6 protein-coding genes and 1 pseudogene are annotated in these 15,348 nt (G+C 35.5%); 2 read left to right on the top strand and 5 right to left on the bottom strand.

Translation table 11 applies throughout. The features are described from left to right. Window positions 1-4 precede the first annotated feature (4 nt). Window positions 5-1,060: an iron-containing alcohol dehydrogenase family protein gene (locus Q5O30_RS10175; protein ID WP_021953642.1), complete on the top strand. Its 1,056-nt coding sequence runs from the start codon at window positions 5-7 to the stop codon at window positions 1,058-1,060. A gap of 13 nt (window positions 1,061-1,073) precedes the next feature. Continuing rightward, window positions 1,074-1,703: an HAD family hydrolase gene (locus tag Q5O30_RS10170; protein ID WP_021953641.1), complete on the top strand. Its 630-nt coding sequence runs from the start codon at window positions 1,074-1,076 to the stop codon at window positions 1,701-1,703. 136 nt (window positions 1,704-1,839) lie between these two features. Here the strand turns inward: Q5O30_RS10170 and Q5O30_RS10165 are convergent, their stop codons facing one another. From Q5O30_RS10165 to Q5O30_RS10145, 5 genes and pseudogenes are all read right to left on the bottom strand, one after another. Next, a complete protein-coding gene (locus Q5O30_RS10165; protein WP_021953640.1) occupies window positions 1,840-4,503 on the bottom strand; it encodes a cellulase family glycosylhydrolase in 2,664 nt (887 codons plus the stop codon). A gap of 23 nt (window positions 4,504-4,526) precedes the next feature. Next, a complete protein-coding gene (locus tag Q5O30_RS10160) occupies window positions 4,527-7,301 on the bottom strand; it encodes a cellulase family glycosylhydrolase (protein ID WP_021953639.1) in 2,775 nt (924 codons plus the stop codon). A gap of 36 nt (window positions 7,302-7,337) precedes the next feature. Continuing rightward, window positions 7,338-7,526 carry a hypothetical protein gene (locus tag Q5O30_RS10155; protein ID WP_021953638.1) on the bottom strand — a complete coding sequence of 63 codons (189 nt, stop codon included), beginning with the start codon at window positions 7,524-7,526 and terminating at the stop codon, window positions 7,338-7,340. 20 nt (window positions 7,527-7,546) lie between these two features. After that, complete coding sequence (locus Q5O30_RS10150) at window positions 7,547-14,896, bottom strand: discoidin domain-containing protein (protein ID WP_021953637.1); 7,350 nt, start codon at window positions 14,894-14,896, stop codon at window positions 7,547-7,549. Between the two features lie 252 nt (window positions 14,897-15,148). Further along, window positions 15,149-15,348: pseudogene (locus Q5O30_RS10145) on the bottom strand (chloride channel protein); the annotation flags it as partial.

Genomic DNA, 15,348 nt, shown 5'->3' with positions numbered 1-15,348 from the left:
AATTATGGCAGGTAGTCATATTTCCATTCCAACTATTCTAAAAGTTGGAAAAAATACTTTAGAAAATCTTGGTTCATATCTTAAAAGCAGTGGTTTTAAAAATGCCGTTTTGTATTTTGGGAACGGTTTAATCAGCATGTTTGGAAATGAAATAATGGATTCTCTAAAAAAAGATGGTATAACAGTTCTTGATTATATGGAATTAGATACAACTAAAATAGAAGATATTATTAACTTAGCTTTTAACATTGATTCTAAAGCTCAGGTTATTGTTGGAATCGGAGGTGGCAAGGTTATTGACACTGCAAAATATGCGGCATACCTTAGGAAACTGCCTTATGTAAGTATTCCTACATCTGCTTCCAGTGACGGTTTTTCCAGTGCCAGTGCCTCTCTTTTAGTCAATGGTCGTCGTACTTCGGTGCCTGCCAAAATGGCTTATGGTATTGTTGCCGACACTGAAATTTTGAAAAGTGCCCCTGAAAAATTTATCTTTTCAGGTATTGGTGACATGGTATCAAAAATTACGGCATTGTATGACTGGAATTTTGAAGCTGAACGGGGATATTCAGAAATGAATGATTTTGCCGTTATGATTGCAAAAAAGGCAGTAAACAGTTTTGTAAGAACTCCTTTTGAAACAATACATGATGACCTTTTTTTAAGGGAACTGGTGGACTCTCTTGCCATGAGTGGAATTGCCAACGAAATTGCCGGAGGCAGCACTCCTACTAGTGGAAGTGAGCATCTTATTTCCCATTCCCTTGACAAAATGCTTGAACATCCTCAATTACATGGTATTCAGGTGGGGGTTGCCACTTACCTTATGAGTCGTGTTCAAAATCACAGATATATACGTGTTAATGCAATTTTTGAAAAAACAGGATTTTGGGATTATGTAAGTACACTTAATTTAAACAGGGACGACTATATGAGAGCTATTGATATGGCTCCGGAAATTAAGCCTCACAGACACACATATCTCCACGAGGAGCAATATAGAGAACTGGCAAAAAAAATATTATGTGAAGATGACGTTTTAAAACGTGTATTCGGATAGATTGGAGTAATATATGAAATATGATGGTTTATTATTTGATTTAGACGGCACCCTTTGGGATGCCACGGAAAATATACGCACATCCTGGAATATTGCAATAAAAGATTTTATAGGGTTAGAAAACCGTGAACTTACTGCTGAAGAATTGCAAGGGGTTATGGGGCTGCCCATGGATGAAATTGCCGCTAAACTTTTTTCAGAATATCCAAAGGAAAAACAGCTGGATATTTTACAGCATTGTTGCGAAATTGAAAATGAATACTTAACAAACCATGGCGGTATTTTGTTTCCTAATGTAGAAAAAACTCTTAGTAATCTCTCTAAAAACTTTAAATTATGTATTGTAAGCAATGGACAGGCAGGATATATTCAAACATTTCTTACCTCCCATAACATGAATAAATACTTTACTGATTTTCAGAACTGGGGTGACAATCAGGTTCCAAAGGGCGAGAACATCAAGCTGGTTATGAAACGTAACTCCATTAAACATGCCGCCTATATTGGTGATACATTAGGGGATTTCAATGCTTCAAAACTAGCCGGCATTGACTTCATATATGCAAAATACGGTTTTGGCGAAGTGGAAAAACCTGATTATACAATTAATTCCTTTGAGGAGTTGGAACAAATAGTTGGTTAGATGTATAAAAAATAGTGGAATATTATGAAAACATAAAATTCCACTATTTTTTCATCTAAGACAATTTATATATCGTCTCTTTTTCTTTTTAATTTAAACATTGACGGTAATGCCAGTGCTACTGCAACCGCAAGTATTATTTCACAACTATTACGCTCCAGTCATAATCAACTTTCTTGTAATTGCTGTCCACAACCTTCAAAATATTATCATATAAATAATCGTGTCCTGCGTTTGTATTCATTTTTGAATTATCATATAAAGTCTTTGCCACATTAAATATGGAAAATTTTGCAACTTTACTATACAAATATGTTCCATCAGATAACTTTGCATATGCCCTGATTTTATAGGACTGTGTAAGCGCCGGCACTGTCTTTCCATTATCTGTCATTGTCATAACATAATTAGTAGCTGTATCTGACTTGGAAAACTGTCGGTCAGTAATTCCATTACTTGTTGAATTTACAGCTGCCACAAATTTATTTTCCACTCCTACATACATATCGTCATCGGATACACTGTCAACATCCACTGCATATATATTTCCAAATTCAACAACATTTTTTCCATTAATAGATGGCTCAACAGAAGAAACTGTCCTTAAGCCCTCTAAAATGTTACTTATCTGGAATCCTTCCACCTTAACATCATCTGAAATTGTTATACCTGATGTGTCATTCTCTGTTGCTTTTTCTGTTGGTGCAACTGTTGGCAATGTTGTAGTTGTTTCTTCCTTTGATATAGTTACTTTTTCAGAAACTCCTGCACTTTCAACGCCATTTAAAACAGCTTTTACCGTAATGGTGTGTTCTCCTGCCTGAGATATATTGCAGGTAATTGCCTGGGCAGAATCATATGTACCATACAAAACATTATCTATGTAAACATTATATTTCTGCTTTGCATTAATCTGCTCCTGAGTCTGTCCCCATGCAAATGTAACTGTATTATTCTCAACTGTTTGTATAACAAATCCCACAACTTCCGTAGGCTGTGTTACAGGTTTAGCCGTTGGTGCCTCTGTAGCTTTTTCCGTTGGTGCTGCCGTAGGAGCATCTGTAGTAACTTCCCCTGCACTATAGAAATTAAAGCACTCCCATGCGCCCCCTATATTATCGCTAACTGCCTTTAGCTGTCCCTTATCTGATGAATCGTCAAAATCTGCCTTTACATATTTTCCATTTGCAATGGAACGAAGGGCATATTGATTTCCTGTTACATGGACAGGTTCAAACTGTTCCCACAAACTTATATTATTACTTCTTGCCAACAACTGATTATTTTCATCTATAACTGCGCATACATACTTTCCGTTTGCCTTTGATTTTAAGGAAATTGTTCCATTACCATTATTAATTACTTCCAACACATCATCTGTGGATGAGTACGATGATTTGTTTGCTGATAAAGGACTGTTACCACTATTTACTGCCGTTACAATATTATCTGTACACTCTAAATAGTAACTTCCCTCATTCATACATTCAGGTTCTGAACTTGAAATCACTCCCGGAGTGTATTTCTTAAATACGTTTGTAAGGGATGTATTTAAATATCCTGAACCCACATTAGACCATTTTGCCAAAATAGTATCATAAGAATCACTCTCTGCATTGACACTTGAAACTGACTGATTAACCAGTCCCCAGTTTCCGTATGTGGATACGCATTTATATGTCCAGTTTGTCCAATTTAAACCACTGTCGTTTAACAGCTTAAGTCCCTGCTCCCATGTAGACGGACTATTAAAGTATGAAAATTCTCCCATATAACTTGGAACATTATAATTTGCACTGTTTATGTTATTTATACGCTTTTGCATATTGGCAATCTGCTGACCATTTGCATTCTCATAATCATCATATAAATAATTATGATACTCATACATAACATTTTCCCATCCATATGTATCAGGATTTGGCAAATCTGTAGGTTCCCATGTTGCTTCCATAATAATAACATGGGTTGGATCCTTTGCTCTAATTCTTTTATATGCATTATCATAAATATTCCACAACCATGAATGTAACTGATCGTCTGAATATCCTGAATTATAACGATATTCATTATAAGGTTCATTTAGCAAATCATAACCTGCCACTACAGGATTGCTATTATAGTGTTCAGCTATTTTTTCCCACATCTGATAATACTTCTCCTGATTAGAAGCTGCATTACTTCCAAAGAAAAACTCAGAAGCACCTTTTTTATCGTTTCCTCCATCCACGCCTGAATGGTCGCTTCCGTTTTGTGAACCATAGGCACCGTGCATATCTATAATTACATAGATTCCTCTTTTTCCTGCCTGTTCAACAAACCAGTCAACCCTGTCAAAAGCATTGCTGTACCAGTTATTGTTTTCATCAACAAAATTCCTGTACCAAATTGGAAGTCTTATACAATTTATCCCCAGACTTGCACATGTATCAAAATCTGATTCCTTCCAGTAATTACTTTCATATGTGTTAATAAGAGTTTTTGCGGCATCACTGCCAAATCTGTTAGTTAATGTATTAATCAAATCTGTCTGGTCTGTTACATTAGCAGTATAATCCGTAGGCGTAAGCCAAAACTCCTGTAACATATATCCCCCTGCATTTGTTCCCCTAAGATATACGGTATCCCCCTGTCCATAATTATTCTTAAGAACCTTACCGTTTGCTTTTAAGAAATCCTTATATTTAATTTTGTTTGTAGTTGTAGCACTTACATCACTTGTTTTATATACCGTAATACCGGTAATTGACATTGCTGCTATAAGCATATACACAGTGATTTTCTTAATTAATCTTTTCAAAATCTGCCTCCTTACTTTGTCCACTACTTACCAGGATCATAAAGGTTGTCATTCCATCCGTAATCCACTTTTGTTGATAAATAGTATTTATTACCGCTTATTCTGCTTAAAATCGTATCATACAGGTATGCATGTCCATTATAGTTTGATGACATTGCATTTTTATAGAAATAATAAGCTACCTCCGGTATAGACATTGACTCAACATTATTTCCATATATAATGGTTCCATCTTCTGCCACTACAAAAGCTCTTGCATGGAAAGAGTTAGTAATCACATTAAGTGAGTTATCACTTCCATAATATGAATTATTTCTCACGGTTCTTACATATTCCATATATCCGTCTTTATTACTTAAAATACCATCATCCGTAGCAAGATATCCTAATGTGTAATTATTACCATTGTACTCTTGAGCTCCAATATATGTATGAGCTGCTCCTGATATCTGACTTGTATTCAACACTGAATAGGAGCTGTCAAATACATCTTTTGTTTCATCGCCTGTAGCGTTAGGATCAATTGTATATATAATTCCAACATTTTTAACCTTATAAGACTTGTCTGATACGGTAATTGTTTCTCCTACTGCCGGTGCCCTGCATATTGTTCTAAATGCTACTTTTTCCGCACCTTCCTCATCAAATACAACTTCTCCACTTGCATTATAATATCTGTTTCCATTTGTTTTTATCTGGAAACCTTTAATGCTGATTTTATCAGTCTTTATAATAGAAGATTCTGTTACTACTTCAACTTCGTTAGATATATCTTCACTAGAAACTGCCTCATCAACAGACGCCTGAATACTCACACTATGTTTTCCGGCTTCCACATTAGCTATTGTAGCTGTTGCTGATGGACATATAAAAGTAAAATCCTTTACATTTGCAATATTTCCACTGGTATTATTCACAAATTTCATATATACCGTATGCTTTCCTGCACTTAATGGCTTATACAAATCTATTGTAGCTGTAACATAGTCTGACCATGATGCTTCAGTTTTCGGCGGTGTCACCTTTAATGAACCAATTATTTCTCCGTCCATGGAATCCTCATATAAATAAATCATTCCGCTGTTTCCTTTAGCACAGGAATAATTTATTGAAAGTGATGTTGCCGGTGAACTTAAGGAAATATCGTCATATTTAGTCCAGGCACCGTTATGGGTTCCTCCTATATTATAGTTAACACCATCTTTTTTATCATTTACTATTCCATATTGGTTTGAATAATCCGTAGCCTCCTTAGTCACCTTTGATACTTTAACAACTGATTGATTAACTGTCATTGCAGGAGTTGTAGAACCGTCAACGTATATATTATACTTTGGGTTACTATCCATATCAGCCTTAGGATACCATGTTACGTTAATGGAATTAAGCATTCCCTGAGCATTTACACCTGAAACTGATTTTACCTTTGATGTAGCAATATTTTCTACTACTCCCGGAAAATAATCTTTAATTTTTGATGTCAATCCTGTATTTTCAGTGCTTTCTCCTACTTTTGACCACTTGCTTAATATAGTATCATAAGAATCATTTTCAACATCCGCCCAATAGTTATTAGTATCTGAATCTGAGCCGTTTCCCGGAGTATTGTATAATCCCCAGTTTCCATATTGCTTTGTACACTTATAATTCCATATTGTCCAATTCAGATTGTTGTCATTAAGCAGCTTAACTCCTGTATTCCATGTATCGTTGTTGCTCATGTAATTAAACTCACCAATATAGCTTGGCACATTGTGTGCTGCACTGTTAATGCTGTCGATTTTGCTTTGCATAGAACTTATTTGTGTTCCTGATGCATTGTCATAGTCATCATACATATACTGATGATATTCATAAACTACATTTTCCCAACCCTTTTCTGTAGGGTTTGGAAGTGTATCAGGATCCCACACTGCTTCCATCATTATTATATGATTTGTATCAACTGTTCTTATTCTTTTATATGCCTTGTCGTAAACATTCCACAAAATCGACAATCTTTCCTGCTTAGTTTCATTTAAACCTGAATCACTCATATAATCTGCCATAGGTTCATTTAACAAATCATAACCGGCAACAACAGGGTTGTTTTTATAATGGTCTGCTATTTTGTACCACATCTCATAGAATTTTGCCTGATTAGTAGCTGCATCTGTTCCAAAAAATAATTTTGAATTATCCCTTTTCTGCTGATTGGTACTTCCACCATATATTCCTGAGTTATGACTTCCGTTTTGTGAACCATAGGCACCATGCATATCTATAATTACATATATTCCATAACGTCCTGCCGTTTCAATAAACCAGTCTAAACGGTCAAAAGCATTACTGTACCAGTTTCCATTTTCGTCCACTAAATTTCTATACCATATTGGAAGTCTTATACAATTAACTCCCAGTCTTGCACAGTTTTCAAAATCCTTTGATGTCCAATAATTTTCCTCATATGTATTAATCAGCTCTGCTGCTCTTTCACTTCCCAAACGGTCTGTAAGTTGATTGATTATGTCCTGTTGACACCTTATATTTCCACTGGTGTCGTCACTTGTTGCTCCTTTTGTGGCACATAGCCATATTTCCTGTAGCATATACCCTCCGGCATTAACACCTCTTAAATATACTGTGTTACCATTGGTATTTTTAATTTCTTTTCCTTCTGTTTTCAAAAAATTAGGATAAACTTCCTTTTGTGTTGAAGCAGCTTTTACCGTATTTAACGTCATGGTATTCACATTAATACCTGTAATTATTAATGCAATACTTAATAATAAACTGCTTATCTTTTTCAATATATTCATAACTGTTCTCCTATAGATACAAAATCCACTGTTACTTTAGTCAAAAAGGTCTCCTATGTTTCCTCCTGTAACTTCCGGTGGTGAAAACCAATCTCTTGTTTCAGTGTCCCCAGGGCCATCCGGAGACGCAGTTGTCTCCGGTGTAAGGCTCACCATCATATTTTTATTAACTTCAAATTTTGTAACTATTACTTCCGGTGTTGTATATAATTTTCGTTTAATCATTTGCTTTCTCCTTTTCAACGCTACTTTCTTATATAGATTCCACCATTCCACTCATACTGGACTTTTCTATAATATCCTTTATAATTTCCTATCTTTTCAACTTCATTATAAATCCATTGGTTTAAGTCCGTATAAGTTGTACCTCGTGCATTGTTTAATGCATCTAACAGTTCCTTATTTTGTTCTTCCGTCAGATTTTTTGAATAAAATTCCTCTCTTTGTGAGTATTCACCCTTATAACTATTCTGACAGTAAATAAAGTCATTCATGTCTCTATATACTGTATTTAACAGGTTATAATACTTGCTACTGGTACTTGTAACATTAAGAGTTTTCATCATTGCCTTAGCAATTCCGACTCTGTTATGCTGCATATCAACCAGATTTAATACATTATCATATAAGAACCTGTGTCCCTTTAATGTACTCATTTTCTGATTGCTGTAAAGATGCTTAGCTATCTCGTACATATCAACAGTATAAATATTATTTCCATATTCTATTTTTCCGTCTGCCATTTCAGCATATGCCCTTACAGTAACTTTTTCCTCTAATGTGTCAAACATGTAGCTTAAACACTTAAAAGTTAAACCATAGTAACTCCAATATTTTGTAGAGAACTCTGAACCGTCCTTTGTACTCCAATCTGCATACACACCATTTGGTGTTTCCTCATGTACTTTTACGTTACTATTGCCTGATGCCCCTTCTTTTGTCATTAATTTTTCCAGCTGTTCCCTATCCTTTCCAACTGTTTCTCCTTTAATGGCATATACAACACCAAACTTTTTAACTTTCTTTCCTTTAATAGTATTTTTGCTTACTCTGCATACTACCCTGAAAGACGGACTATATTCAGATACTCCTCCTTTATCTTTATTTCCATTCATTTGGAAGCCCTGTACTTCCACATCACCTAAATCATTATAAGTATTGGTGCATGAAAGAACTGTATCTCCGGTTACTTTATTTACCGTAACTTCCCTTCCGTCTGTGCTGTCTCCCTGATTTATAACCCAGGAGGTTTTGTAATACTCATCACTCCATATGTTAGTATCAACATCTTTTTTACTATAATCGTCCTCTGTTACTGTAACCTTACAATTGTTATATACGTATAACTCTATTTCTTCAGAGTGCTTTAAGCTAAACCTGTACTTTCCTGTTTCAGTTTCTGTAAGTCCTGTATTAGGAAGCTTTGCGGCATCTATTGCTTTTCCATCCTTTTCAATGGCTATTGTAAAGTTAAAGTTTTTATCCTTCTCAGCCATATTCCCTGATACATTTTTCTTTATGGTAACTTTTCTAATAGGATTATAAATATTTATAAACTCAACAGAATTACCCTTAGCTGATGAATATGTAAATTCAGCAGTATATGCAAGATTTGTCCCATTAATATGGCTTATACCAACCTCTTCCTCTGTTCCGTTTTTATTAACTTTTTCTAAGTAATAAGGAAGATAATTGTTGCTTACAATCACCTCTTCTACTGTATATTGATTTTGATTTGTTAATTTTGCTCCATCGAAAGTAACGGTCTTAAAATATCCGCTTGCCTCTCCTCCCTGAGCCTTTTCTATCTTGACAAAATCACTTTGATTAATAGTTTTACTTTGTAAAATATTACCTGATTTATCTTTCAGTTTTGCAACTATGGTGTAGCCATCAGGTATTGTATCTAAACCTTCTACCTTAACTGTTGCAACTACAATTCCACTTTTGTAATAAAGCTTTAATACATTGTGGTTATATGCCACCGTCATGTTTCTGTCGTTTTCATCTACATAGAAATCTTTAGAATCAGCATCATTTTCACCACTTATTTTTGCCTGATATAATGTAAGTTCACTAACTTCTGACGGACTAGGTACAGCCACTCTGTCATAAGGATTAACAGTACCATTTACTGTTAAATTATCCTGTTTTTGTCCATCAACATAATACTCAATGGTGTATGACTGTCTCTGCTCAAATGTTACATTATCCAATAAACTTCCTACAGTTTCATTTGCTGTATCACTTTCATTTCTCTTTGCACCTCCTGCTGAGACAAAGAAGAAACGTGTAATGTAGTTTTTATCTCCTGATGGAGCATTGTATATACCATTATGGTCGTTCCACTCTCCTGCATTTTTCTTACTTGTTACCTTCCACATAGTTGCAGTAACTCCGTCAGATAATGTAAGAGTTGTACCTGTTGTTCCCTCCTTATTGGTTTCTATAGCCTTAACGTCATCTCTGCTTATTAATGCCTTAATCTGCTCAGCTGTCGTATAATTTTTTGCATCTTTAGCTGACATTGCCACAACATACATACTGTTCTGACACCAGCGTCCTGCATAATCCAAATCCCAATAACACTGTGAATTAGGTGTTGTTAAAATATCCTGATATAATGCACCTACATTTTCACAGTTAAGCTCTGCAAACTGGTCTCCATGAGCATTGTTTTTGTACATTTCATCCTGTGTTACGGAGAACTGGGATACCTGTTCGTTTTCTCCTGAGGTTTTTAACTTTCTTCCATTTACAATTTCAATATCATGTCCTACACGGTTACTATTTGGCCCGTTAGTCCATCCCGGTGCTGTTGTTTTCCACATTAAACCTTCATATCCGTTAGGATACTGCTGTTCATCACCATTTGAGTTAAATGGGAAGATTTTTCCATCTTCATCTGTTGAAAACATTGCCGGATACTCAAAATCTCCATTTTGTATATTGTTATAATATTGTACTTTGTAAGAATGTGACCACTGTGTAGTGCCACTTTTTCTTACTCTGTAGTATTTACCACCGCCTAAATCTTCTGCAACGTGAACAATGTCATTTGTTATTCCATCCTTACTGTTTCCCAATATCTCAAGATCATATCTCTTCTTTGCCACATCAGTCCATGTTTCTCCGTCACTACTCTTTTGCCACTCATATGTACAGCCACTTTCAGGATTCTTAACACAAAGACTACCATTTTCGCTTAATTTATCTTCTATAATAATTGCCGACTTCCAAACTCTTACTTTATAAACCAAACTAAACTTTGCACTTGGACTTTCCTTGTTTAAATCAGCTGTTTCAAAAATCTGACATCCTATTTGTGTCTCAACATAATCTTTGTCTCCAAAATCAAGGTTTGCCGGTAGCTTATACTGAACAGTTGCCTGCTGTTGCTTCTTATAGGAAACTATTCCCTCATCATGACTTTCAGCACCTCTTAATTCATCACCTGAATTTCCTGATGACCAGTAAATTGTATGCTTTGATGCGTTATAATACAATTCTCTCGGGTTTACATAAAAATACAAATCCTTATTTGCTTCATATACAACGTCATATGTATCTCCTGTACCTATTACATCATCCTGTACAAGACTGCTGTCAATCATTCCCGCTTTTTCCGTATCCTGTAGTGCTGATATGGGATAAATTCCATAATTTTTCTTAGATTGACTAGTCCAATAATCTGTCTTATCTGTTTCTTTTCCCCACACTTCAAATTCATAAAGGGATAATCCCCAGCTTCCACCTCTTACTTTTTCATCTGTATATAATCTAACGTATCTTGTTTTTACATTATCCATATGAATGCTGTTTCCTAATTCAAGATTTGCATAATAGGCATCTTTTTGAATTTCATCAGCATCTCCCGGCTCTGTCCAGTCTGTAACAGTCCGATAATCAGTCCATGTTTTTCCGTCATTTGAAATCTGAATTTTAAAACTTTTTGCATAAGCACGCTCAAATTTCAAATCTACCGAATCTATTGCACACTGCTTTCCTAAATCAATCTGATACCATGGATTAGCGTCTTCCTTCGGTGCTGCCCATCTTGTGTCATCCTTTCCGTCTACTGCATTTTTAGGATTAGAAGTAGTTGCTCCATTATCAGAACTGCTTACCTTTACATCCTTTCCTACTGAAAGGTCTGACAGCTCTCCCTTAACTGCTGTACCATAAACTCTGATATCTCTTATGGACATTGCATTATGATATGCCATTTTTATACAACGTACTTTTACATATCTTGCCTTTCCTAAACATACGCCATCCGACTCATATTTAAGTTTGTCTGTATCTGTTGTTTTAAAACCTCTGATTGTTCTTGCAACAGTCCAATTTACCTTATCCCTTGAAACAAGAATCTGAAAATCATCAGGATATGCCTTTTCAAACATAATGCTGACTTTTTCAATTTCATATAATTTTTCAAGGTCAATTATGAAATATCCTTTATCACCACTTTCACCACTTCCCCATCTTGTGTCTTCATCTTCATCTACGGCATTTTCTGCGCCAAAATCAGTCTGTGAACCGGACGCCTCCACCGGCTTACCAAAGGCAAGGTTATCCTTATCAGTAACTCTTTCCAACTTGAAATAGTCTACATTTGCCTGCTGCCATGAATTGCTTTCAGAATAAGGAATATTAGAAGCACCTGTAATATCAATTACATTTACTCCCTTATTTAAGGTAACTTCAGTAGATATTGTTTTAACTGTTGTCCATCCACCTGTAACAGGTGCTGAAATACTTGTCCAACTTGAATTACCTGTACTGTTAATTCTGCAATCAATGTTTGTATCTTTTGAACTTCCTGATGCATACGCAACAATGAGTTTATACTTTCCTGCATGTTTTACGTCAACATAAGAAGTAAGGTACGCCCTGCCATTATCCGGCCATGCGTTCATTCCACCTACTGCTTTTCCATTAGAAAACGCATTATCTTCCTGTATATTATGTTCGCTATCTGCATCTCCCTGAATGTAAGCATGGGCATTTTCTGCTTCGTGCTTATCATTACTGTCTGAAACCGTTTCCGGTTCGTACTCAAACTGGAAATAATCAAGATTACATGCTCCCTTTGAGCCATCCGCAACAAATTTTAAATATATTTCATGATTTCCTGATGGAATACTAATGTTTTCTGACGTATCAACATAAGTTGTCCAGTCAGAACCTGTTCCCGTTGTTTGCACTGTAGCAACAGGCGTTCCTGACATTGAGCTGTCATCAACATATATTTCAACTTTTCCACCATCACCATTTTTTACGCTGTTTCTTAAATATATCTTTGATACCTTCCTATCAAAGAAAACATTGTATTCCGCCCATTTTCCATTTCCAAGTCCTCCAAGATTTTTTCCATCTACATAACTGTCATTTTCACCTTCTACTGTTATATCCCCTGAACTTTTAGAAAAAGCCTCTGCCTGTATTTTATTTCCTTTTAATGTTGTATCTAAAACGCCTGAAAATGCCAATTTAACATCTTCACTATATTCCAATGTAAAACAGTCTATGTTTAACCATTCGTCCCAGACATTGTTGTTATCATCACGACCATGTTCTGTTCCGCCTTTCCAAACCCATACTGCTCCTGAAATATCAATTTTATTAATTCCCTGTTTTAATTCAGCATTTACATCTACAGATTTTACCTCATCCCATGAGGAACCTACATCTGTTATGTCACAGGTGTTCCAACTGCCATTATTTATTCTGTATTGAAGTGATGTGGTCATAGTTCCGGAATACTTTATTTTCATATTATAGTATCCTGCATTTGCAGCTTTAACATAGGTAGTTAAATATGAACGGTCATGTTCCATATATGTATTCATTTTTCCTATTGCCGCACCATTTGAGTATTTATCGCTTGACTCTGTAGATACCTTATTTCCGGCAGTGCCTCTGACATATGCATGAGCCTTTTCTGCCTCATGCTTTATATTTGCATTTTCCGGCTTATATTCAAACTGGAAATAATCAAGATTACATACATAATTCTTTCCTGTGTCTGTAGTGAATTTCAAATATATTTTGTGATTTCCCGCAGGTATACTAACCTCACCGGATATATCAGTATATGTGCTCCAACTTCCTGTGGAACTTACATTTATAGTTGCAACAGGTGTTCCTGACATTGTGCTGTTGTCAACATAAACATCTATTTTTCCTGCTGAATTTTCATTACCACTATATCTTAAATATATTCTGGATGTCATTCTGTCAAAATTAATGTTATACTGAACCCATTTTCCGTCTGACAGTCCTCCTATATTTTTGCTTCCACTGGCTGAGGAATTATCATCATCTTTTACTCCATCAGCTCTACTGTCTGTATTCTCTGCCTCTATTTTATTACCAACAGTTTCTTTATTTCCAACAGAAAATTCTTCAAAAGCTTTCTTACTATAAGATTTTTCCTGCTCATTTCCGTAAATACCTACCTCATAAAGGGAAATTCCGTTATACTGTCCTCCGTTGTAACCACTTTTTTTGTAGGTACGCTGTACAGCTTGTATTTTTATATATCTTGCATTAACTGCACTAAATTCTATTTTATCCACCCTTGCATATGAATCCGAATCATAGGCTTCACTGTTGTAAACTGTGGTAATAAGGCTGTAATCTGTTCCATTTTCTGATTTATAAATATTATATACAGTGGCATTGGCCTGCTCCCAGCTTAAATATACCTTCTCCACACTGTATGTTGCCCCTAAGTCCACAGTATAGTATGTGTCATCACCACTTGGATTATACCATCTTGTATTTGCATCATTATCAATAGCCCCACTTATAGGAGTACTGCTATTCTCCTCTCCACTGGCTGTGGCAGATACTCCGTTATTTCTCACATAGTTATAATACTGGTCATTTAAAATGTCTGAAAAAGCCTCTCCTGTATTATTTGTCTTTTTTGTAAAGACTCCGGTGTCACTAATGGTACTTTCTACCGATGCTTTAGCCTCACTTCCAAATATGCCTATTTCCCATATAGATACACCATAACGTCTGTTGTTGCCTGAATCTGCCAAATAAGAATCACCAACATCTGTTATTTTTACGTATCTTGCAGACACTGCATTACTTAATGCTACAGTATCCACCCTGTTTTTAGGGTCTGTATAATCACTTATTTTAACCCTTGAAACTTCCTTGTAACTTCTTCCATCATTTGAAATTTCTATTTTGTAGTCAATGGAACTTGCTACTTCCCAGCTAATCCCAATTTTAGACACGGAATAACTTTGCTTTAAGTCGATTTGAATCCAGTGTCCGTTTGTATGGTTCGAGTTAGCCCATCTTGTATCTGTGCTTCCATCAACAGCTTTAGATGCATCCCTTCCATCCTCAACACCATCATCAGAACTTGTATTGACGCCATATTTAATATAATTATATAAGTCTCCGTCTTTGCCGCCAAATGCCTTCTTAGTATTATCCTCCATGGTGACATCTGCATTGGTTGCCGTAGCAGATGCCGCGGCTTTAACATTGATATTCGTCACTGAAATACTTGTCATCGTCATACTTACGGCAAGAACCGTCGCAAGCACTTTTCTTAGTAACTTCTTCACTTTTTTCTCCTCCAAAATATTTAATAAAAATCCCTTTTGCACATAATATATTATACTGCATTTATTTTCCAAAATCACTTTGATGAAAGTATCAATTTTTCATTATCAGTATCAATTTTTCATTATCAGTGTCCTTTTTTTATAATTGTGCATAATAACGCAACGATATCTGTATTTTTATCTGTGTGTTGAAAGATACACTATAAAAGGACAGCCTTCCTATTTTGGGGAAATACTGTCCTTTTATCTTTACTATCTTATTCTTTTATTTACATACTTTGCCTTGTATTTAGAATAAACTATTGTCTGATCTTTATATAAACCATAGTATCCTGACAGGGCATAGCTTATTGATATGGCAATTAAATAATATGATACCCCCTCAAATCCAAATAATTCAAAGGAAATGAGCATTGATGTAACAGGACAGTTGGTAATTCCACAAAACACCG

Source organism: Eubacterium sp. CAG:161, from assembly GCF_000432355.1.
GTDB classification, from domain to species: domain Bacteria; phylum Bacillota; class Clostridia; order Lachnospirales; family Lachnospiraceae; genus Eubacterium_G; species Eubacterium_G segne.
Note: the sequence above shows the minus strand (reverse complement) of the source record. Positions and strands in the feature narration are given on the sequence as shown.